Genomic DNA, 20468 nt, shown 5'->3' on the forward strand with positions numbered 1-20468 from the left:
TCATTACACCCCACGATTGATAGGTTCTTCGATGCAAACAGTCCGCACCGTCAGCTTCCCCGACCCGCAACTGCTGGCCGATCTCTCGCCCCTCCCCGAAGGGCTGAGGGGAGTGGTGTGGGACCTGAAGACGGATCCCGACGGCGGGACGCCGGGTGAGATCGACGGCGTCATCCTCCCGTACATCGACGCCTCCGCCGTGCTGGGTTCCCTTGGCAAGGTCGAGGACCTGAAGTTCGTGCAGACGCAGTCCACCGGCTACGACGGCGTCATCGAGGCTGCCGGGCCGGCGGCCGGCGTGGCCAACGCCTCCGGTGTCCACGCCGCCGCCACCGCCGAACTGGCCGTAGGGCTGATCCTGGCGAAGCTGCGCGGCATCGACCAGGCCGTCCGTGACCAGCAGTACGGCCTGTGGCGGCCGGAGCGGCGCCAGTCACTGGCCGACCGGCGCGTGCTGCTGGTGGGAGTCGGCGGGATCGGGCACGAAATCGTCCGCCGCCTGGAACCCTTCGAAGTCACTGTCACCCGGGTGGGGAGTGCAGCCCGCACCGACGAATACGGCGAAGTGCACGCGTCCGCGGAACTCCCCGCGCTCGCCGCCACACACGACATCCTGGTCACGGTACTGCCACTGAACCAGCAGACCCACCAGCTGATCGGCGAAGAGGTCCTCGCCGCCCTCCCGGACGGTGCCCTGGTGGTGAACGTGGGCCGCGGCTCCGTGGTGGACACGGCTGCCCTGACCAAGGAAGTCCTGTCCGGCCGCCTGCAGTGCGCGCTCGACGTCGTTGATCCCGAGCCGCTGCCCCAGGACCACCCGCTGTGGTCCACTCCGAACGCCCTGATCACCCCTCACATCGGCGGCAATGCATCGGCGTTCCAGCCGAGGATCCTGAAGCTCCTGCGGCAGCAGCTTGAAGCCCTCGCAGCGGGACAGGCTCCCGCCAACCTGGTGCAGGCCGGTCCTTTCGCATGAGTGCACTTTTTGACCTGACGGGGCGCGTTGCCCTGGTGACCGGTTCGAGCAGGGGGATCGGCAATGCCCTGGCAAGGGCCCTGGCCGATGCCGGCGCCACGGTGGTGCTGAACGGCATCAACCCGGAACGGCTCAAGGACGCCGCGGCCGCGATGGCCGCCGACTATCCGCCGGGCCGGGTACACAGCTGCGCCTTCGACGTCACCAGCGACGCCGAGGCCGCGCGCGGCATTGCGTGGGTGGAAGAGAACGTGGGGCCGCTGGAGATCCTGGTGAACAACGCCGGAATCCAGCACCGCGTGCCCATGCTGGAGCTGGACGTGAAGGACTGGGAACGCGTCATCTCCACGGACCTGACCAGCGCCTTCCTGGTGGGGCGGGAAGCGGCCCGGCACATGATCCCGCGCGGCCGGGGCAAGATCATCAACATCTGCTCGGTGCAGACCGACCTGGCACGGCCCACCATCGCCCCGTACATCGCGGCCAAAGGCGGACTGCGGAACCTCACCCGGGCCATGACCGCGGAATGGGCGGCCTCCGGGCTGCAGATCAACGGCATCGCACCGGGCTACATCCACACCGAGATGACCCAGAACCTGGTGGACGATGAGCAGTTCAACGCCTGGATCCTGGGACGCACCCCCGCCCACCGCTGGGGGACCGTGCAGGACCTCGCCGGCCCGGCCGTCTGGCTGGCCTCCGACGGCTCCAACTTCGTCAACGGCCAGACCATCTTCATCGACGGCGGAATGACGGTGGTGGTCTGATGTCCAACAGCGAAGACCTGCCTGCCGCAGCCCTTCCCGTCGCTGGTCCTGCCGTAGTGGCCCACGCGGCCGGCGACCTCCGGATCGACGACGTAACTCTCGCCGCACCGGCCCCGGACGAGGCCGTCGTCGAGGTCTTCTACGGCGGCATCTGCGGCTCCGACCTGCACTACTGGCTGCACGGAGCGGCCGGTGAATCCATCCTGAAGGCGCCCCTGGTGCTGGGCCACGAGATTTCCGGGACTGTGGTCCGCGCCGCGGCGGACGGCACCGGTCCGGCCGCGGGGACCGCCGTCGCCGTTCACCCGGCAACTCCGGCACCCGGCGCAGCCCGGTATCCGGCGGACCGGCCCAACCTCTCGCCCGGGTGCACCTACCTGGGCAGCGCCGCCCGCTACCCCCACACCGACGGCGCGTTCAGCCGGTACGTGAACCTTCCGGCGCGGATGCTGCGCGCGCTGCCGGAGGGCATTGACCTGCGCACGGCCGCGCTGATCGAGCCAGCCTCCGTTGCATGGCACGCGGTGTCCCGGGCCGGCGACGTCGCGGGAAAGACCGCCCTCGTGATCGGCAGCGGCCCCATCGGCGCGCTGGCTGTCGCGGTCCTGAAGTGGGCCGGCGCAGGCCGGATCGTCGCCGTCGACATGCACGCCAAGCCTCTGGAAATCGCTGCGGCCGTGGGCGCGGACACGGTCCTCGCCGCCGACGACGCGGAAGCAATCGCCGCCGTCGAGGCCGACGTCGTGATTGAATCCTCCGGCAACCACCACGGACTGGCTTCCGCCATCCAGGGCGCGACCCGCGGCGGCACGGTGGTGATGGTGGGCCTGTTGCCCACCGGCCCCCAGCCGGTCCTGATCTCCCTGGCCATCACGCGGGAACTGGAGCTCAAGGGTTCGTTCCGCTTCAACGACGAGATCGACGACGTCATCGCGGCCCTCGCCGACGGCTCCCTGCAGATCGATCCGGTGATTACGCATGAGTACCCGGTGGAGGCAGCCCTCGAGGCGTTCGGCGTCGCCCGGAACTCCGCCGAATCCGGCAAGGTGCTCCTGAGCTTCGGGGCCGCAGCATGACCGCCAATATCCCGCCCGTGGTTGTCATGGGCGTCTCCGGCTGCGGAAAGTCCACCGTCGGTGCGCTGCTCGGGGAACGGCTGGGTGTCCCGTTCTTTGACGGAGACGACTTTCATCCGCCCGCCAACAAGGCAAAGATGGCCAGTGGCATTCCGCTGGACGATGACGACCGGGCGCCGTGGCTGGCCGAAATAGGTGCTGCGCTGGCAACGCCGGCCGCCGGAACCGGCTCCCGCATCATCGCCTGTTCGGCCCTGAAGCGCCGTTACCGCGACCTGCTGCGGAGCTTCGCGCCGGACCTGGTGTTCGTTCATCTGTCCGGTGACGCTGCCACTATCTCCGGCCGGTTGAGCAGCAGGGAACATGAATACATGCCCGGCAGCCTGCTGGCGTCCCAGCTGGCGACGCTTGAGCCGCTGGGGTCCGATGAGCTGCACGTGTCAGTGGACTTCCTTGATGATCCGGCCTCGCTCGTGGACGTCATCGTGCGGCAGCTGGGAGTGCTCGGCGGGCCGAATGCTGCGGTTTTGGCCGAGATTTAGCGTTAGGCCGGGCCGCGCAGGCGTTCCATTTCGCGGCGGTCCTTCTTGGTGGGCCGCCCGGTTCCGCGGTCGCGTTGCGGAAGACCGAGTGCGGGCGCCACCGGCCTGGGCGGGGTGTGGTCGGTGAAGCAGTGTGCGGCCGCCTCGGCGCCGACGCGCTTGGCGATCAGCCGCCGGACCTCAAGGATCCGTTCGTAACCCGGCTGGCGGACCCGGACGGTGTCGCCCGGAACCAGCGATTGCGAGGCCTTGGCCGGGTTTCCGTTGAGCCGGACGTGCCCGGCCCGGCAGGCGGCAGTGGCCGCAGAGCGGGTCTTGTAGGCACGGATGGCCCACAGCCAGGCATCAATACGGACTGTGGCTGGGGCTGACGGAAGGCTGCTCATGACTGCAGCCGAGTATAGCGGGACGCGATCGTCCAACGACCGTCCCGCAGCAGGCGGGGCCTAGCCTTCGCAATCCTTGCAGTACTTCATGCCGTCCTTTTCGCGGGCCAGCTGGCTGCGGTGGTGGACCAGGAAGCACGACATGCAGGTGAACTCGTCCTTCTGGACAGGGATGATCTGCACCAGGAGTTCCTCATGGGAAAGGTCAGCTCCCGGGAGCTCGAAGGAGTCGGCCAGGTCGGACTCGTCCACGTCGATCTGGGACGTTTGCGTGGCAGAGCGCTCTGGTTTGAGAACGTCGGCCGCTTCGTTTGCCTCGTCCTCGGTGGACACCCTGGGCGCGTCATAGTCGGTTGCCATGTGCCGGTCTCTCCTTGGAGCGGGCGAAGACGGCGTCTGCGTACCGTCTGAAGAAAACACATCTTAGCCACTCCGGCGGGAACATAAAAGGGCTTGCGCTGCGGCACGAAACGCAAGCGGACGACGGCGGGAAGTCCCGTCGTCGTGCGCTGGCGGAGGCGGTAAGGCGGTCAGCTTTGTACCCGCTGCCGGTAGTGCCGCGGGGTTTCCCCGGCATCGTTGAGGAAATGCCGGTTGAAGTTGGACAGGTTGGAGAAGCCGACTTCGTAGCAGATCTCGGAAATGGCTTTGTCGCTGCGCTCTAGCAGGCGCCGTGCGTGCGCCAGCCGGAGCTTGCGGACCAGGTCGCTGAAGTTCTGCCCGGTGGCGCGCTTGAAGTATTTCGAGAAGGTGGGCTCAGGCATTCCCACCAGGGCTGCGGCCTCGGACATCTTGACGTTTCCGGCGTGGTTGGTAAACACGTACTCCAGGATGATGTCCACCACGGCCGCGGCCTGGCCGTCCAGCTGCGGCCGGAACCACTCATCGGCAAGATACCGCCGCTCTTCCGCGGGCGCATGGGCAAGGACAGCAAACAGTTCAAAGAGGTGGTGAAGCCGTTCCAGTCCGGTGGAGGTGCCCATCGCCTCGATGGATGCGGCCGCCTTCCCGGCTGACCGGCCCAGGAACTCGATCCCGCGTGCGGACTGCTCCAGCAGGGGCTTGACCTCCGCCATCTCGGGGACCAATGCGGCGGTCTGTTCGACCCATCTTCCGTCGAACTGGATGACGGCGTCCCGGTTCGCCAGCACTTCGCCGGGCTCAAGGTCGCTGACCCAGTCGTGCGGCAGGCCGGAACCGACCAGGGCCACATGGCCGGCCTCGAAGGTGCCGATGTGGTCTCCGACAATGAACTTTCCGGTGCCCTTCCGGATCAGGTGGATCTCGTACTCGGGATGGTAGTTCCACCGGGCCACGGGGCTGGGGTAGTCGTGCTGGTGCCACCGGACCGAGTGGTTGGGATCGGGCGGGATGACTTCCCTGTTGGCCCGCATCCCCAGCAGCCTTTCGGCCAGCCTTGCGGTGGCTCCGTCAGTGGGGTCGGCGGCACTCATGGCGATTCTCCGTGGGATCCGTGGGTTATGAAAAATGGACAGCTCGCAACAGCCTTTTCCTTAGGTTAGCCCCTGCCGGAGGCGAACAGTCGGGAACCGTCGGGAAAATAAGTATCAGAAAATGGCAACCAGGGCGCTAGTTGTGCACTACCGCACACGCCTAAAGTTGAGGAACATCAGCGCGGCACCACGGATACCCGATGGCAGGCCCCGCCCCAGTCCGGTACCTCGACGCAGCAGTCGAAGTACAGCGGCTGTGCACCCCTGAAGTACAAAGGAGTCCTTAATGCGCCCAAAAACTCGCGTTGCCGCTTTGGCAGCTGGCGCCCTGTGCGTCGCCCTGAGCGCCACGGCCTGTGCCGGTGCTGGCGGAGGCAATTCCGCTGGTGACCCGAACAGCATCAACGTCCTGATGGTGAACAACCCCCAGATGGAGGACCTGCAGCGGCTCACCGCGGAAAATTTCACCAAGGAGACCGGCGTCAAGGTCAACTACACGATCCTGCCTGAGAACGACGTCCGCGCCAAGATCAGCCAGGAGTTCTCCAGCCAGGCCGGCCAGTACGATGTTGCCTCCCTCTCCAACTACGAGATTCCGTTCTATTCCGCCAACGGCTGGCTCGCACCGCTGGACAACGTGGCCAATGACGCCGGGTTCGACCAGGACGACATCCTGCCGGCCTACACGGCGTCCCTCACCGGCACGGACGGCAAGCTCTACGGCGAACCGTTCTACGGCGAGTCGTCCTTCCTGATGTACCGGAAGGACATCCTGGACGCCAAGGGCCTGACCATGCCGGAGAAGCCCACCTGGGACGAGGTGGCTGACATCGCGGCGAAGGTGGACGGCGCGGCCCCGGGAATGAAGGGTATCTGTCTGCGCGGCCAGCCCGGCTGGGGCCAGGTCTTCGCGCCGCTGACCACGGTGGTGAACACCTTCGGCGGCACCTGGTTCGACAAGGACTGGAACGCCCAGGTCAACTCCCCGGAATTCACCGAGGCAGTCGAGTTCTACACCAAACTGGTCCGCGAGCACGGTGAATTGGGCGCCGCCCAGGCCGGCTTCACCGAATGCCTGAACAACATGAGCCAGAGCAAGGTGGCCATGTGGTACGACGCCACATCGGCCGCCGGAGCCCTGGAAGCCGACGCGTCACCAGTGAAGGGAAAGATCGGCTACGCCCAGGCCCCGATCAAGGAAACCAAGTCCTCCGGCTGGCTGTGGACCTGGTCCTGGGCCATGCAGGCCGCCTCCAAGAAGCAGGATGCTGCCACGAAGTTCATCGCCTGGGCCAGCTCCAAGGAATACGAGGAACTCGTGGCGGCCAAGCTCGGCTGGGCGAAGGTTCCCTCCGGCAAGCGCATCTCCACCTACGAGAATGCCGAATTCCAGAAGGCTGCGCCATTCTTCAAGGCCGAACGCTTCGCCATCGAGAACGCCGACCCGAAGAACCCCGGCGCGCAGGAACGCCCGGCCGTCGGCATCCAGTTCGTGGGCATTCCCGAGTTCGCTGCGCTGGGCACCAACGTCTCCCAAGGCGTCAGCTCCGCTATTGCCGGCCAGGGTTCTGTGGCTGACGCGCTGGCCAAGGGCCAGGAAGCTGCACAAAAAGTCGGCAATAAGTACAAGTAGCACCAACCAAACCCCAGGAGAATCCCATGACTACCGCAACGGCGCGTATCTCCCGATCGGGACACACCGCAGCCAAACCATCCAGGAACGCCAAGTCGCGTGAACGCGCCCTGGCCTGGGCACGGCGCGCGCCGCTGCTCCCGGCCCTGGTCTTCCTCATCATCGTCACCCAGCTCCCGTTCGTGGTGACACTGATCATCTCGTTCCTGAACTGGAACAGCCTAAGCCCGGACAAGACGGCATTCGCCGGCCTGGAAAACTACGTCACGGTCCTCACCGACCCGGACCTGCGCCAGGCGATCTTCACCACCATCTTCCTTACCGTCGCCGTCGTCCTGGCGAGCCTCCTCATCGGCCTGGGCCTGGCGCTGCTGCTGGACAAGAAGTTCATCGGCCGCGGACTGGCACGCACCCTGCTGATCGCGCCGTTCCTGGTGGTCCCCGTGGCCGCCGCGCTCATCTGGAAGCATGCCCTCCTCAACCCCACGTACGGGCTGATCAACGGCATCCTGACTTGGATCTGGTCCCTCTTCGGCAGCGTCACGCCGCCCCAGCTGGACCTGCTCTCCCAGGCACCCCTGATGGCGGTCATCGTGTCCCTGGTCTGGCAATGGACCCCGTTTATGATGCTCATCCTGCTGGCCGGCCTGCAGTCACGGCCCATGGACACCGTGGAAGCGGCCCAGATGGACGGCGCCACGTCGTGGGCCATCTTCCGGCACCTCACGCTGCCGCACCTGCGCCAATACCTGGAGCTGGGCGGCCTGCTCGGCGCGATCTACATCGTGCAGAACTTCGACGCCGTCTTCACCCTCACCGCAGGCGGACTGGGCACGGCCAACCTGCCCTACGCGATCTACCAGACGTTCTACTTCGCCAACGAATACGGCCTGGCGTCCGCCGCCGGCGTCGTGGTGGTCATCGGCACCATCATCGTGGCGACCTTCGCGCTCCGCACCGTATTCTCGCTCTTCAAGAAGGAGGCAGCACGATGAGCACCCTCACTCCGGCCGCATCACGCAAGGCAGCACCCGTCCGCCCCACGTCAAACAACGCTTCAGGCCGGCGCGGCAAGTCACGCATGGACCCCACCCGCAACAACACCGCCGCCGGCCTCGCTGCCTGGCTGCTCGCCCTGCTCTTCGCCGCCCCGGTCGTGTGGATGATCCTGACCTCCTTCCACTCCGAAACCGATGCAGCGACGAATCCGCCCTCCGTCGCCGCGAACCTCACCCTGGACGCGTACCGGGAGTTCTTCGGGGAAACGTCCGGCGTCAGCCCGTGGCCTTCGCTGATCAACTCCGCCACCGCCTCGATCCTGTCCACGGTCCTCGTCCTGGTCCTGGCCATCCCCGCGGCCTATGCGCTCTCCATCCGGCCGGTCAAGAAGTGGACCGACGTGATGTTCTTCTTCCTCTCCACCAAGATGATGCCCGTGGTGGCCGCGATCCTGCCGCTCTACCTCTTCGCCCGGACCGTCGGAGCCCTGGACAACATCTGGTTCCTGATCCTGATGTACACCTCCATGAACCTCCCCATCGCGGTCTGGATGATGCGCTCATTCCTTGCGGAAGTACCGGTCGAGATGCTTGAAGCTGCCCAGATCGACGGCGCCAACCTCCTCCTGACCCTCCGCAAGATCATCGCCCCCGTCGCGATGCCCGGCATCGCCGCCATCGCCCTGATCTGCTTCATCTTCAGCTGGAACGAACTGCTCCTGGCCCGGGTCCTGACCGGCGTGGTGGCCGGCACCGCCCCGGTCTTCCTGACCGGTTTCGTCTCCGGCCAGGGCCTCTTCCTCGCCAAGGTCTGCGCCGCCGCCGTCGTGATCTCCCTGCCGGTGCTGTTCGCCGGCTTTGCCGCCCAGGACAAACTCGTCCAGGGCCTCTCCCTCGGCGCCGTGAAATAGCCGGCCGTCCCTTCGATTCCCAGAGGATTACTCACATGACAACACCAACCGTCCAGTCCAGCACCCACGTGCACGCCGAACTGCCCGCCACCATGCGCGCCGCCATCCTGAAGCGCCAGGGCGACATGGTACTGGAGACCCTTCCCGTCCCGCAGCTCGACGCCGACCAGGTCCTGGTCCAGGTTGCCGCCGTCGGCGTCTGCGGCAGCGACGTCCATTACTACGAACACGGCCGGATCGGCGACTACGTGGTGGACCACCCGCTGATCCTGGGCCACGAACTCGCCGGCCGGATCGCCGCCGTCGGAAGCGCCGTGGACCCTGCCCGCATCGGCAAGCGGGTCGCCGTCGAACCCCAGCGTCCCTGCCGTACGTGCAAGCAGTGCAAGGCCGGCCGCTACAACCTGTGCCCGGACATCGAGTTCTACGCCACCCCGCCGATCGACGGCGCCTTCGCCGAATACGTGACCATCCAGAGCGACTTCGCCTACGACATTCCGGACAGCGTCAGCGATGAGGCGGCAGCCCTCATCGAACCGTTCTCGGTGGGGCTCTGGGCCTGCGAACGTGCCGGGATCAAGCCCGGCAGCCGGGTGCTGATCGCCGGTGCCGGCCCCATCGGCATCATTGCTGCCCAGGCCGCCCGGGCCTTCGGCGCTACCGAAATCTACATCAGCGACATTGCCGAGGACCGGCTCGCCTTCGCGCTGGAGCACGGCGCCACACACGCGCTCAACGCCAGGACCGACAGCGCGGAAGGGCTCGACGTCGACGCCTTCATTGACGCTTCCGGCGCACCCCAGGCTGTCCGTTCCGGCATCAAGGCCGTGGGTCCGGCCGGGAGGGTGATCCTCGTGGGGCTCGGGGCGGACGACGTCGAACTCCCCGTTTCGTACATCCAGAACCGGGAGATCTGGCTCTCCGGAGTGTTCCGGTACACCAACACGTGGCCGCTGGCCATCCAGCTGATCGCCGACGGAAAAGTGGACCTGGACATCCTGGTGACCGGCAGGTTCGCCCTCGCCGAATCCGAGGAAGCGCTCAAGGCCGGCAAACAGCCCGGGCAGCTCAAAGCCGTGGTCTACCCGGGCCGCTGACCATGATCACCGTCATTGGCGAATCCCTCGTCGATATCATCAACGATCCGCACCGCGCCGGCTCCACCCAGGCGGGGCCAACCCAGGAGCACCCGGGCGGGAGCCCCCTCAACGTGGCGGTGGGGGCTGCCCGGCTGGGCCTGGCAACGAACCTCGTGACCCACTACGCAGATGACCGGCACGGGCTCATGATCGAGGAGCATCTGCACTCCAACGGAGTCGCGGTGATCAGGGGCGGCAGCGCACCAACGTCAACGGCAACCGCCACGCTCAGTTCCGGCGGCGCCGCGACGTACGCCTTCGACGTCAGCTGGGACATCAACGGGGCATCGCTTCCTGCCCTGGCCGCCGTCGAGGGGTCCCACCACGTCCACACGGGGTCGATCGCTGCCGTGCTGCCTCCGGGGGACCAGGCCACGCTTGCCCTCGTGAAGGCGGTCCGGGCGCACGCGACCGTCAGCTACGATCCCAATTGCCGCCCCGGGATCAGCCCCGATTCTGCGGCGGCACGCGCGCAGGCGGAAGTCTTCGTGGCCGCCAGCGATGTGGTCAAGGCCAGCGATGAAGACCTGGCCTGGCTCTACCCGGACAGGACGCCGGACGAGTCGATGGCAGCGTGGCTCGAGCTTGGACCGGCCATCGTGGCGCTGACACGTGGCGCGGACGGGCCGGTGGTCATGACCCGGCGCGGCCGCATGGAAATGGCCGCCGAACCCGTCACAGTGGCGGACACCGTCGGGGCGGGAGACTCGTTCATGGCCGGCCTGATCTGCGGCCTCGCCCAGCTGGGCCTGCTGGGCGCCCCTGCCAGGGCGCGCCTGCAGGACATCACCCTCGGTGAACTGCACGCCCTGGCCGCATATGCGAACAGGGCCGCTGCCATCACTTGTTCCCGGCCGGGCGCCAACCCGCCCACGTCAGCTGAACTGGGTTCCTTGACCGGCTCCCTCACTGCATCGGAAGGTTAGACAATGCCTGCACTCGAACCCGGCGTACTTTCCGGATTGTCCGCTTCCGTGGCGGTACCTTCCTACGACCGCTCCGGCCTGACCGCCGGGATTGTCCATTTCGGCGTGGGCGGATTCCACCGCGCCCATCAGGCCATGTACCTGGAGCGGCTGATGAACGCCGGCAAGGCGCATGACTGGGCCATCTGCGGCGTCGGGGTCCTGCCCGGCGATGCCCGGATGAAGCAGGTGATGGACAGCCAGGGCTGCCTGTACACCCTGGTGGTGAAGAACCCGGACGGAACCCGGGAAGCGCGGGTCATCGGTTCGATCATCGAGTACCTCTTCGCACCCGACGATCCCGAAGCCGTGATCGAGAAGATGGCCTCCGACGCCGTCCGGATTGTTTCGCTGACAGTCACCGAGGGCGGCTACAACTTCCACCACGTCACGGGCGACTTCGACGCCGGCAACCCCGACGTTGTCCACGACCTCCAACCCGGCGCCGCACCCAGGACCACCTTCGGACTCGTCACCGAAGCGCTCGCCCGGCGGCGGGCACGCGGGCTCGCGCCGTTCACGGTAATGTCCTGCGACAACATCCAGGGCAACGGCGACGTTGCCCGCACCATGTTCACCGCCTTCGCAAAGCTCAAGGACCCTGAGCTTGGCGCCTGGGTGGAGGAGAAGGTCCCCTTTCCCAACAGCATGGTGGACCGCATCACCCCCGTAACCACCGACGCCGACCGTGAGGCAATCGCCGAGGAATTCGGCGTCGAGGACGCGTGGCCGGTGGTGTGCGAACCGTTCGAACAGTGGGTCCTTGAGGACCACTTCAACCTCGGCCGGCCGCCCTTCGAGGACGCCGGCGTCCAGCTCGTCGAAGACGTCGAACCCTACGAACTGATGAAGCTGCGCCTGCTCAACGCCAGCCACCAGGGCATGTGCTACTTCGGCTACCTCGCCGGCTACCGCTACGCCCACGAGGTGGCCCAGGACGGTTTGTTCGCGCAGTTCCTGCTGGACTACATGGACGAGGAAGCCACGCCCACACTCCACCCGGTCCCCGGCATCGACCTCGATGCCTACAAGCGGACACTGATCGAGCGGTTCTCCAACGAGCACGTGCGGGATACCCTTGCGCGGTTGTGCGCGGAAAGCTCGGACCGGATCCCCAAATGGCTGGTCCCGGTGATCCGCATCAACCTCGAAAAGGGCGGGGAGGTCCGCCGGGCCGCGGCGATCGTTGCCAGCTGGGCCCGGTATGACGAAGGCACCGACGAACAGGGAAATCCCATCGACGTTGTCGACCGGTTGAAAGAGCCTCTCATGGCGGCCGCCGCCCGGCAGCGCGATGAACCGCTCGCGTTTATCTCCAACCGTGAAGTCTTCGGCGACTTGGTGGACAACCCTGTCTTCGTGGCCGCCTACCTCCGGGCACTGGGCGATCTCCACCGCGCCGGTGCCCGGGGAACGCTGGAATCCCTGCGGTCCCGTTCATAGGTCAACGCAAACGGACGACGGCGGGAGGTCCCGCCGTCGTCATCACGTTCATGGTGGAATGAATCCAGAAGATTGAATTTTCAACAAAGCATGGATTTGGGCGTCTTTACCTTCGGCTCAGCACTGCCGTCACTGTGCTGTCCGCGCAGGACCCGACCGGCGAATGGGTCAGAAGGCGTCGGCCTCCGAATTGAGATCCCGGTCGCGGGTTTCCGGAGCGAAGAATCCGGCCACCCAGCCGATCGCGGCGTAGCTCATCAGGATGCCGGCGACCGGGACCCAGCCCGGCCCAGTAGCAGCAACGATGGCGGCGGCCATGATGGGCCCCAGACCGCCGGAAAGAACGGCGCCGATCTCCTTCACTGTCGTCATGAAGGAGAAGCGGCGCTTGGACCCGAACATCTCCACCAACCAAGTGGACTCCACGCCGTACATGTTAGGCAGCGGACCGCCGACGAAGATGACGAAGACGAGGGCCACCAGCACGGGGTTGCGGGTTTCAATCATCAGCATCGCGGGGATGGTGAAGGCGAACTGGAAGCCGGAGAGCCAGAGCCAGACCTTGCGCCGGCCGAACCGGTCCGTGAGCTTGCCGGTCAGCAGAACTGTGGCGACGCCCAGGATCGAGCCGAGCGTCACGCCGGTCGTGACCAGGTTTGCGTCCATTTTCACCACCGACACCGTCCAGCCGATAAGGAAGCCTTTGACGAGGTAGACCGAGCCGTTCTCACCCAGCTTGATGCCCAGTGAGACCAGGAATGATTTCTTTGCGTCTGCCGCGTCACGCCATACGCTTTGCTGCCTGGTCTCGGCGCGCGCCGCCTCGCGCCGGGCCTTGACCGCCTCGAAGACCGGCGATTCGCTGATGCTGCGCCGCAGGTACAGCGCCACCAAGGTGGTGCCCACGCTCAGCAGGAAGGGAATGCGCCACCCCCAGGCAAGGAATTCTTCCTTCGGCATCTGCGATAGCAGCAGCCACAGGCCGCTGGCCAGAAGCACACCGGTCGCTGTACCCAATGCCACCACAGCGCCGTAGAAACCGCGTTTGCCGATGGGGGCGGATTCAACCAGCAGCAGCGAGGCCCCGGACAATTCGGCGCCCGCACCGAAGCCCTGGATGAGCCGCAGAAGCACGAGGAGGATGGGGGCGACAATGCCGATCTGGGCGAAAGTGGGGAGCAGACCCATCCCCAGGGTGGCGATCCCCATCATCCCGACGGTAATGACCAGAACAGTTTTCCGCCCGTACTTGTCCCCGAGATAGCCGAAGTAGATCCCGCCCAGAGGCCTGACAAGGAACCCGGAACCGAAGGCGGCAAAGCTGGCCATCAGTGCCATGGCCGGGTCTGTGTTGGGGAAGAAGAGCGGTCCGAAGACCAGCGCTGCCGCCAGCGTGTAGAGCGTGAAATCCATGTACTCCAAGGCAGAGCCCAGGAAGGATGAGATCGAGGTGCGGCGCAGTTCGGCCGGTGACACTTCCGGATGCAGGGCAGTGCCCTGAGTGCTCGCCTCGGCGTATTTCAGGTTTGGGTTTTCAGTGACCACGGAGTTCTCCTCGTGAAGAGCCTGCACGCAGGCTCGGCCGTAACGTCGTTGTTCGGATGGTGGTGCAAGGTGATATCGGAGTCGGTTCAGCTCCGGAGCAGGGAGACAGTCTCCGCGATGCAGGCCGGTTTTTCGGAACCTTCCAACTCGACGACGTGCTGGAACTGCAACTGCCGGCCGTGTGCCGTTTCGGTCACCGAGGCCAGTGTCAACCTGTCCCTGATTCGCGAGTTCACCCTGGCCGGCGCCGGAAACCTGACCCGGTTCAGGCCATAGTTGATGATCATCGCCGCCCCTTGGACCTGGTAGACCTGGCTGGCCAGATACGGCAGCATTGACAGGCTGAGATACCCATGGGCCACCGTGGCGCCGAACGGTCCGGCAGCGGCCCGCCCCGGATCGGTATGGATCCACTGCTGGTCAAGGGTGGCATCGGCAAAGGCCTGGATCTGGGATTGGTCCAAGGTGTGCCAGCCGCTCACCCCGATTTCCTGCCCTGTCATGTTTGCCAGCTCGGCGGCGTCCTCGAACAGTCTCATCTAAACCCTTTCCAGCAGCATGGCCACGCCTTGGCCCAGGCCGACGCACATTGTGGCCAGGCCTCGGGCAGCGTTTTCGCGCTCCATCCGGCCCAGCAGCGTAACGACGATACGGGATCCGGAGGAGCCCAGCGGATGTCCGAGGGCGATCGCGCCGCCGTCGTTGTTGACCGTGCCGGCATCCATCCCGAGCAGCCGCATGCAGGCCAGTGACTGCGCTGCAAAGGCCTCGTTGAGTTCGACCGCGCCTACGCCGTCCAGGCTCCAGCCTGCCTTGGCCAGCGCCTTCCGGGTGGCCGGGACCGGGCCGATGCCCATCACTTCCGGGGCGACGCCGGCGGCCTGGCTTGTGACAATGCGCGCCCGCGGCGTCAGGCCATACCGTGCCACGGCCTCGCCGCTGGCGACCACGACTGCGGAGGCGCCGTCGTTGAGCGAACTGGAGTTGCCCGCGGTTACGATCCCGCCGGGCTTCACGATCGGCCGGAGGCCGGCCAGCGCGTCGGCGGTAGACCCGCGCCGGGGCCCCTCGTCGGTGTCCACGAGCGTTACTTCCCCGCGCCGGCCGGTGACCGGGACGGGGACGATTTCGTCACTGAAGCGGCCGGCGTCGATCGCGGCCACGGCCAGTTCGTGCGAGCGCAGCGCGAAGCTGTCCGCGTCGGCGCGGGAGATTCCTTCGCGGCTGGCCACTTCTTCAGCGGTTTCGGGCATCGATTGCCGGGCATTGGTGTCCATCCGCGGGTTCACGAAGCGCGCACCGATCGAGGTGTCCGCCAGCTCCCCAGGTTTGGCGAAGGCCTTCTCCGGCTTAGCCAGCACCCACGGGGCGCGGGTCATGGACTCGACACCGCCGGCAACCACGAGGTCGGCGTCGCCGTTGCGCACCGACTGGGCCGCCATGCTGATGGCTGTCAGACCCGAGGCGCACAGCCGGTTGACAGTGACAGCGGGGACGGCGTCGGGCAGCCCGGCCAGCAGCACCGCCATTCGGGCAATGTTCCGGTTGTCCTCCCCGGCCTGGTTCACGCAGCCCAGGATGACCTCGTCAAGGCTGGCAGGATCGACGCCGGCCCGGGCCACTGCGGCCTGCAGAACGAGTGCGGCCAGGTCGTCGGGCCGGACCGTGGCGAGAACGCCCCCGTGACGGCCCACCGGGGTGCGGACGCCGCCGACCAGGAATGCCTCGGGCATCAGCGGGCCCCGCCGTTGATGTAGAGCGTCTGGCCGGAGACGTAAGAGGAATCGTCGCCGGCGAAGAAGGCCACGGCGGCGGCCACTTCCTCCGGCTGGCCCACGCGGCCCAGCGGGGTGCGGGCTGCCACCGCCTCCTGGTGTTCAGCCGGGCTGCTGCCCACGCGCTCGGCCGTTGCCGCGGTCATCGAGGTGGCGATATAGCCGGGGGCCACGGCGTTCACTGTGATGTTGAAGGGGCCGAGTTCGATGGCGAGTGTCGCCGTGAGGCCCTGGATGCCGGCCTTCGCGGCGGCATAGTTGGCCTGGCCCCGGTTGCCCAGCGCGCTGCGGCTGCTCAGCGAGATGATTTTCCCGTACTTCGCGGGCACCATGTACCGCTGGGCGGCACGGGAGCACAGGTAGGCGCTCGTGAGGTTGGTGGTCAGGACCGAGTCCCAGTCCGGCCGGTCCATCTTGAAGAACAGGTTGTCGCGGGTAATGCCCGCGTTGTTGACCAGGATGTCCACCCTTCCGAACTCCCGGTGAATTTCATCGAAGACCCGGTCCACGGCCGCCTCATCCGTGACGTCGCAGCCGGCAGCGACGGCTCTACCGCCGGTCGCGAGCACCAGCGGGTGCTCCGAGATCCGCTGCGCAGTGTCCTTGGCACCGTCCTCGTTGAGGTCCAGGACGATGACGGTAGCGCCTCCGGTGGCCAGCTTCAGCGCAGTGGCGGCGCCGATGCCCTGCGCACCGCCGGTGACAACTGCCACCCGGTTGGTGAAATTGCTCATGGTGTTTCCTTCGCTTGCGTGGAATGTGACTGATGACTGTGTGGCGGCTGCCCGGCCCGGACCTAGCTGAAAGCGGAGAGGCCGGTGATCTCGCGGCCCACGAGGAGGGATTGGATGGAGTCGGTGCCCTCGTAAGTGGAGACGACTTCCATGTCGGTCATGTGCCGCGCGACGTGGTTCTCCAGTAGCACGCCGTTGCCGCCGAGCATGTCCCGCGCCTCGGAACAGATCCATCGCGCCTTCTGCGCCGTGTGCATCTTGGCCAGCGAGGCCATTGGTCCGGTCATCCGGGCGTCCTCAGCCAGGACGGCGAGCCGGAAACATATCAGTTGCATGGCCGTCAGTTCGGCGAGCATGTTAGCCAGTTTGTTCTGGACAAGCTGGAAGCTGCCGATCGGTTTGCCGAACTGTTGCCGGGTTTTCGCGTAGTCCACCGCGATCTCGTAGGCTGCCATGGCGTGGCCGAGGGATTCCCAGGACGCTCCGCTGCGAGTGGACGTGAGTACACGGGTGACGTCCTTGAAGGAGCGGCAGCCAGTGAGCCGGTTGTCTGCTGGCACCCTGAGGTTGTTGAGGGTGATGTCCGGCTGGAGAATCGCCCGCTTGCCGATCTTGCCGGTGATGACATCAGTGGAGTACCCGTCCGGATAGCTGCCGTCGTCGTTGCGCTCCATCACGAACGCCTTGACCTTGGCATCCTCTTCGTCCCGGGCGAAGATGATGACGACGTCGGCCATGCTGGCGTTGCCGATCCACCGCTTACGGCCGGTGATGATGTAGCTGTCACCGTCCCGCCGGGCGCTGGTCTCCAGGGCCACGGAATCGGAACCGTGATCAGGTTCGGTCAGGGCGAAGGCGCCTATCTTATCCAGCGTCGCCATGGCGGGGAGCCAGCGCTGCTTTTGCTCTTCGCTGCCAAGCATGTTGATGGTTCCCATCGCCAGGCCGGACTGCACACCGAGGAAAGTGTTCACGGAACCGTCGCCGCGGGAGACTTCTGCGGCGACGATCCCGGCGGCTAGCCTGCTCAGGCCGGGGCAGCCGTAGCCGGTGATAGTGGTTCCCACGATGCCGAGGGCGGCGAGTTTGGGAATCATCTCGAACGGGAACTCGGCCCGTTCCCAGTAGCCGTTGATGACGGGCAGCAGGTCTTTGTCGACGAAGCTGCGGACCTTCAGCCGGAGGGCCCGGTCCTCAGCGGTGAGGAAATCGTCCATGAGGTAGAAGTCGGTGCCATGTTCGGCCATTTGCGGTGTCATTGGGTCAGCTCCAGGGGTGTGTCGTCGGGAATCTGCGGTTGACGGGGTTCCGTGCTTGCTTGCGTGGGCTGGTATTGGGCGAGCCAGCGCCGTTCGTGTTCCGCCAGCGGCCGTGCCGTGCCGGTCTCCGGCCAGACTGAAACAATCACTGTCCTGCCGTCCACGGCGATTGCGCCGTTCTGAGCGCCGCTGAATGCGAGGCTGAAGGAGCTGGTGCCGATCCTGCTGACCGTGAGTTCAACGTCAAGGTCTTCGCCGTGGTGGACCGGCCTCCGATAGTTCAGTTCGAGGGCAGCCACCACCGTGGGGGTCGCTCCTGCGGAGCGGCTTCCCGGCAGGGTGGCCCGCCACTGGATCCTCGACTCCTCCAGCAGTGTCACGACGGCGGCATGATTGACGTGTCCATTGAGATCCTGATCCGACCATCGCGGGCGGATCCGGGTCCGGTATGCCTCAGGCATGGGCTAAAGCCTTCTGGTGCAGCAGCCAGTTGCGGACCAACTCGGAGCTTTCGTTGAGCTCCGGTGGGGCCAGCGCATAGTCCACGGGAGTGCGGGAGTACTCGACCGGATGCCGCACCGTCGGAATCTTTCGCGACCCGCTGCCGGCCAACACCACCGGTTGCAGTCCCAGTTGTTCGGCGAACTCGATGCCGCCGCCTACGTCCTGGATCGGCGCGCACGGCAGCCCGGCGGCAGAGAGCTCGCTGAACCACCGCGCGGCGGACTGAGTGGCCAGCCGCGCGTGGAGGATGTCCCGGAGTTCATCACGGTGCGCATTGCGTTGCCGGGTCTTGGCGAACTTCGGGTCCCGGGCCACTTCAGGGATCGCCAGCGCCCCGCACAGCCGGACGAACTGGGCATCGTTACCGGTCGCGACGATGAGCATGCCGTCGCCTGTCTGCATCGGCGCGTACGGGTACATGCTGGGGTGCTCATTACCCATGCGGGTCGGCACCACGCCACCCGTGACGTATGCCGCGGACTGGTTTACCATGCCAGACAAAGCCGAGGACAGGAGGTTCAGCTCCACCAACTGGCCCTCGCCGGTCTGGTCTTTATGGTGCAGGGCCCCAAGGATGCCGATGGCCGCATGCAGGCCGGTAATCACGTCAAAGAGGGCGATGCCGGCACGGTAGGGCTGCGTGTCCTGGTCCCCGGTCAGACTCATCATCCCCGAGGCGGCCTGCACAAGTAAGTCATATCCCGGAATGTGCGCACCGGCCCCGGTGCCGAACCCGGTGATGGAGGCATAGATTATATCCGGCTTCAGCTCCGCGGCGGCGGCATAGTCCAAACCCAGCCGCGCCATGTTGCCGGGCTTAAAGTTCTCGATCATCACGTCGGCGGAGCGGATGAGTGAACGCGCCACGTCCAAGTCCTGCGGATCTTTTAGGTCCAGGGCGATGGAGTGCTTGTTGCGGTTCACCGCCAGGAAGAAGGTGGCCTCGCCGTCTCGGACCGGGGGCATGTAGGTCCGGGTGTCGTCGCCGTCAAGGCCTTCGACCTTGATCACAGTGGCGCCCATGTCAGCCAGGAGCATGGTGGCGTAAGGGCCGGCCAAGACCCGGCTGAAATCCGCGACGACGACGCCGGCCAGGGGCCCGGTGCCTTCGCGGCCCAGGACGTCAACGCCTGGCCGGATTCCGCCTTCGGCAGGACGATTGGGCCCTTCAGCCGCCGCTTCACTGCTCGGTTGTGTCATTTAAATCCTCCGGTGTGTGGTCTGCATCACCACCTTGGCAAGCGGATTGATTCGCGTCCAATACGCATTAGGTGTGGGAGTGATACCCCACCGCCATCAATGCCTATTTCGCAGCGGTGGGTATCTTGGGCATATGAACAATGACGTTGACCTGAGCGGGAGCTGACCGGGGCCATGGAAATACAACAGATTCGCATCTTCCTCGCCCTGGCTGAGGAGTTGCACTTCGGCAGGGCCGCGCTCCGGCTCCACATGGCCCAGCCGCCCCTGAGCCGGTCCATCCAGCGACTGGAGCACGAACTTAAGGCGCCTCTCTTTATTCGGAGCACCCGGACGGTCCGGCTCACGCCGGAGGGGGAGGCGTTGCTGGCGCCGGCCCGGGACATACTGGAGGCCTGCCGCCGTTCGGCCCTCGCGGTCGCCTCGGTGGGCCGCGGCGAAACCGGGCGGGTGCGGGTCGCTTTCGCCGGCGTGTCCTCACACGTGATGGTGGGCAAGCTCGCCAAGCGCGTCCGGGAGACGCATCCCGGAATCGATTTTGAACTGTCCAGCTCCAACTTCGCCCTGCCGGCCATGGACAAGGTCTTGAGCGGCGCCATGGAAGTAGGTCTGGGGCGATGGAACTTCATCCCGGCGGTCCTGGAGTCCCGGATCGTGGCCAGCGAGCGACTGGTGGTGGCCTTGTATGACAACCATCCCCTGAGCGACCGCGCTTCACTGCACATGGCGGACCTTGCAGATCAGCCGTTCGTCACCCTGCCAGAGCACCCTGGGGCGATCCTCCACGACCATCTTAGGAGGCTGTCAAGCGCGGCCGGATTCGCCGCCGAAATTGTGCAGGTCGCCCCGGATTCCCACACGCTCATGGCACTCGTGGCGGCCGAAATCGGCGTTGCCCTGACGGTCTCGTCTGTCCCGGAAAACTTCAGCCACCCCGGGGTCACTTTCCTGCCATTGGACGACCCGGCCGATGTCATCCAGCTGCGACTGGTTTGGCGAAAAGACAACACCAGCCCGGCGCTGAGAGAGGTCCTTCGACTCTCGGAAGACGTCTTGCCGTCGCCGGGCAACGCCGCTTATTGATGCGTCCAGGACATCAGTGGTCGCAGAATACGGTATTGGATCTTACGCAATCCAGCTGGCACAGTGGTCGGAGATCGC

At 66.0% G+C, this 20468-nt stretch carries 21 protein-coding genes; 11 read left to right on the plus strand and 10 right to left on the minus strand.

From position 1 onward, the window contains the following. The first annotated feature begins 31 nt into the window (after positions 1-31). From JOE31_RS04500 to JOE31_RS04515, 4 genes are read left to right on the plus strand one after another with little or no spacing between them, the layout of a single operon-like run. Entirely contained in the window at positions 32-976 is a 945-nt protein-coding gene (locus tag JOE31_RS04500) for a 2-hydroxyacid dehydrogenase (protein WP_209742334.1), read from the plus strand. Next, entirely contained in the window at positions 973-1743 is a 771-nt protein-coding gene (locus JOE31_RS04505; protein ID WP_209742335.1) for an SDR family oxidoreductase, read from the plus strand. The genes JOE31_RS04500 and JOE31_RS04505 overlap by 4 nt, the downstream gene beginning before the upstream one ends. Then, on the plus strand, positions 1743-2819 hold the full coding sequence (locus tag JOE31_RS04510) for an L-idonate 5-dehydrogenase (protein ID WP_209742336.1): 1077 nt from the start codon (positions 1743-1745) through the stop codon (positions 2817-2819). Before JOE31_RS04505 ends, JOE31_RS04510 begins: the two co-directional genes overlap by 1 nt. Continuing rightward, on the plus strand, positions 2816-3361 hold the full coding sequence (locus JOE31_RS04515; protein ID WP_209742337.1) for a gluconokinase: 546 nt from the start codon (positions 2816-2818) through the stop codon (positions 3359-3361). The genes JOE31_RS04510 and JOE31_RS04515 overlap by 4 nt, the downstream gene beginning before the upstream one ends. A gap of 2 nt (positions 3362-3363) precedes the next feature. Here JOE31_RS04515 and JOE31_RS04520 read toward each other — a convergent pair whose 3' ends face one another. The 3 genes from JOE31_RS04520 to JOE31_RS04530 form a co-directional block, all read right to left on the minus strand. Further along, positions 3364-3747 (minus strand): RNA-binding S4 domain-containing protein, encoded by a 384-nt coding sequence (locus tag JOE31_RS04520; protein ID WP_011693407.1) that lies wholly within the window; start codon positions 3745-3747, stop codon positions 3364-3366. A 60-nt stretch (positions 3748-3807) separates the two neighbouring features. Continuing rightward, positions 3808-4107, minus strand: coding sequence for a DUF4193 domain-containing protein (locus JOE31_RS04525; protein ID WP_209742338.1), 300 nt, complete (start codon positions 4105-4107; stop codon positions 3808-3810). Positions 4108-4277: 170 nt separating this feature from the next. Then, the gene (locus JOE31_RS04530; RefSeq protein WP_209742339.1) at positions 4278-5201 is read right to left on the minus strand and encodes an AraC family transcriptional regulator; all 924 of its coding nucleotides are present in this window, start codon (positions 5199-5201) and stop codon (positions 4278-4280) included. Positions 5202-5487: 286 nt separating this feature from the next. Between JOE31_RS04530 and JOE31_RS04535 the strand changes: the two genes are divergently transcribed. From JOE31_RS04535 to JOE31_RS04560, 6 genes are read left to right on the plus strand one after another with little or no spacing between them, the layout of a single operon-like run. Further along, positions 5488-6834 carry a sugar ABC transporter substrate-binding protein gene (locus JOE31_RS04535; RefSeq protein WP_209742340.1) on the plus strand — a complete coding sequence of 449 codons (1347 nt, stop codon included), beginning with the start codon at positions 5488-5490 and terminating at the stop codon, positions 6832-6834. A gap of 26 nt (positions 6835-6860) precedes the next feature. Beyond that, on the plus strand, positions 6861-7829 hold the full coding sequence (locus JOE31_RS04540; RefSeq protein ID WP_209742341.1) for a carbohydrate ABC transporter permease: 969 nt from the start codon (positions 6861-6863) through the stop codon (positions 7827-7829). Further along, the gene (locus JOE31_RS04545) at positions 7826-8743 is read left to right on the plus strand and encodes a carbohydrate ABC transporter permease (protein WP_209742342.1); all 918 of its coding nucleotides are present in this window, start codon (positions 7826-7828) and stop codon (positions 8741-8743) included. Before JOE31_RS04540 ends, JOE31_RS04545 begins: the two co-directional genes overlap by 4 nt. Positions 8744-8778: 35 nt before the next feature. Continuing rightward, positions 8779-9840 (plus strand): NAD(P)-dependent alcohol dehydrogenase, encoded by a 1062-nt coding sequence (locus JOE31_RS04550; RefSeq protein WP_209742343.1) that lies wholly within the window; start codon positions 8779-8781, stop codon positions 9838-9840. 2 nt (positions 9841-9842) lie between these two features. Then, positions 9843-10808, plus strand: a complete 966-nt coding sequence (locus tag JOE31_RS04555) for a carbohydrate kinase (RefSeq protein WP_209742344.1) — start codon at positions 9843-9845, stop codon at positions 10806-10808. Positions 10809-10811: 3 nt separating this feature from the next. After that, a complete protein-coding gene (locus JOE31_RS04560; protein WP_209742345.1) occupies positions 10812-12290 on the plus strand; it encodes a mannitol dehydrogenase family protein in 1479 nt (492 codons plus the stop codon). Positions 12291-12458: 168 nt separating this feature from the next. On the opposite strand, the gene JOE31_RS04565 is transcribed toward JOE31_RS04560, so the two are convergent. The 7 genes from JOE31_RS04565 to JOE31_RS04595 form a co-directional block, all read right to left on the minus strand. Then, complete coding sequence (locus JOE31_RS04565; RefSeq protein WP_209742346.1) at positions 12459-13835, minus strand: MFS transporter; 1377 nt, start codon at positions 13833-13835, stop codon at positions 12459-12461. An 86-nt stretch (positions 13836-13921) separates the two neighbouring features. Beyond that, positions 13922-14374, minus strand: coding sequence for a MaoC family dehydratase (locus JOE31_RS04570; RefSeq protein WP_209742347.1), 453 nt, complete (start codon positions 14372-14374; stop codon positions 13922-13924). Further along, positions 14375-15568 carry an acetyl-CoA C-acyltransferase gene (locus JOE31_RS04575; protein WP_209742348.1) on the minus strand — a complete coding sequence of 398 codons (1194 nt, stop codon included), beginning with the start codon at positions 15566-15568 and terminating at the stop codon, positions 14375-14377. It abuts the gene before it with no gap. Continuing rightward, the gene (gene fabG, locus JOE31_RS04580; protein ID WP_209742349.1) at positions 15568-16344 is read right to left on the minus strand and encodes a 3-oxoacyl-ACP reductase FabG; all 777 of its coding nucleotides are present in this window, start codon (positions 16342-16344) and stop codon (positions 15568-15570) included. The genes JOE31_RS04575 and fabG overlap by 1 nt, the downstream gene beginning before the upstream one ends. A 62-nt stretch (positions 16345-16406) precedes the next feature. After that, positions 16407-17603: an acyl-CoA dehydrogenase family protein gene (locus JOE31_RS04585; protein ID WP_245198977.1), complete on the minus strand. Its 1197-nt coding sequence runs from the start codon at positions 17601-17603 to the stop codon at positions 16407-16409. After that, positions 17600-18064 carry a thioesterase family protein gene (locus tag JOE31_RS04590; protein ID WP_209742350.1) on the minus strand — a complete coding sequence of 155 codons (465 nt, stop codon included), beginning with the start codon at positions 18062-18064 and terminating at the stop codon, positions 17600-17602. Before JOE31_RS04590 ends, JOE31_RS04585 begins: the two co-directional genes overlap by 4 nt. Then, positions 18057-19307 carry a CaiB/BaiF CoA-transferase family protein gene (locus JOE31_RS04595; RefSeq protein ID WP_209742351.1) on the minus strand — a complete coding sequence of 417 codons (1251 nt, stop codon included), beginning with the start codon at positions 19305-19307 and terminating at the stop codon, positions 18057-18059. The genes JOE31_RS04590 and JOE31_RS04595 overlap by 8 nt, the downstream gene beginning before the upstream one ends. A gap of 174 nt (positions 19308-19481) precedes the next feature. Between JOE31_RS04595 and JOE31_RS04600 the strand changes: the two genes are divergently transcribed. Beyond that, positions 19482-20390, plus strand: coding sequence for a LysR substrate-binding domain-containing protein (locus JOE31_RS04600; RefSeq protein WP_209742352.1), 909 nt, complete (start codon positions 19482-19484; stop codon positions 20388-20390). The last annotated feature ends 78 nt before the right edge of the window (positions 20391-20468 follow it).

Origin of the sequence: Arthrobacter sp. PvP023 (genome assembly GCF_017832975.1) — a bacterium.
Taxonomy (GTDB): domain Bacteria; phylum Actinomycetota; class Actinomycetes; order Actinomycetales; family Micrococcaceae; genus Arthrobacter.

Coding starts and splice junctions, on each gene's coding strand:
- JOE31_RS04500 (WP_209742334.1), top strand. CDS start 32: ATGCAAACAGTCCGCACCGTCAGCTTCCCCGACCCGCAACTGCTGGCC.
- JOE31_RS04505 (WP_209742335.1), top strand. CDS start 973: ATGAGTGCACTTTTTGACCTGACGGGGCGCGTTGCCCTGGTGACCGGT.
- JOE31_RS04510 (WP_209742336.1), top strand. CDS start 1,743: ATGTCCAACAGCGAAGACCTGCCTGCCGCAGCCCTTCCCGTCGCTGGT.
- JOE31_RS04515 (WP_209742337.1), top strand. CDS start 2,816: ATGACCGCCAATATCCCGCCCGTGGTTGTCATGGGCGTCTCCGGCTGC.
- JOE31_RS04520 (WP_011693407.1), bottom strand. CDS start 3,747: ATGAGCAGCCTTCCGTCAGCCCCAGCCACAGTCCGTATTGATGCCTGG.
- JOE31_RS04525 (WP_209742338.1), bottom strand. CDS start 4,107: ATGGCAACCGACTATGACGCGCCCAGGGTGTCCACCGAGGACGAGGCA.
- JOE31_RS04530 (WP_209742339.1), bottom strand. CDS start 5,201: ATGAGTGCCGCCGACCCCACTGACGGAGCCACCGCAAGGCTGGCCGAA.
- JOE31_RS04535 (WP_209742340.1), top strand. CDS start 5,488: ATGCGCCCAAAAACTCGCGTTGCCGCTTTGGCAGCTGGCGCCCTGTGC.
- JOE31_RS04540 (WP_209742341.1), top strand. CDS start 6,861: ATGACTACCGCAACGGCGCGTATCTCCCGATCGGGACACACCGCAGCC.
- JOE31_RS04545 (WP_209742342.1), top strand. CDS start 7,826: ATGAGCACCCTCACTCCGGCCGCATCACGCAAGGCAGCACCCGTCCGC.
- JOE31_RS04550 (WP_209742343.1), top strand. CDS start 8,779: ATGACAACACCAACCGTCCAGTCCAGCACCCACGTGCACGCCGAACTG.
- JOE31_RS04555 (WP_209742344.1), top strand. CDS start 9,843: ATGATCACCGTCATTGGCGAATCCCTCGTCGATATCATCAACGATCCG.
- JOE31_RS04560 (WP_209742345.1), top strand. CDS start 10,812: ATGCCTGCACTCGAACCCGGCGTACTTTCCGGATTGTCCGCTTCCGTG.
- JOE31_RS04570 (WP_209742347.1), bottom strand. CDS start 14,374: ATGAGACTGTTCGAGGACGCCGCCGAGCTGGCAAACATGACAGGGCAG.
- JOE31_RS04575 (WP_209742348.1), bottom strand. CDS start 15,568: ATGCCCGAGGCATTCCTGGTCGGCGGCGTCCGCACCCCGGTGGGCCGT.
- fabG (WP_209742349.1), bottom strand. CDS start 16,344: ATGAGCAATTTCACCAACCGGGTGGCAGTTGTCACCGGCGGTGCGCAG.
- JOE31_RS04585 (WP_245198977.1), bottom strand. CDS start 17,603: ATGACACCGCAAATGGCCGAACATGGCACCGACTTCTACCTCATGGAC.
- JOE31_RS04590 (WP_209742350.1), bottom strand. CDS start 18,064: ATGCCTGAGGCATACCGGACCCGGATCCGCCCGCGATGGTCGGATCAG.
- JOE31_RS04595 (WP_209742351.1), bottom strand. CDS start 19,307: ATGACACAACCGAGCAGTGAAGCGGCGGCTGAAGGGCCCAATCGTCCT.
- JOE31_RS04600 (WP_209742352.1), top strand. CDS start 19,482: ATGGAAATACAACAGATTCGCATCTTCCTCGCCCTGGCTGAGGAGTTG.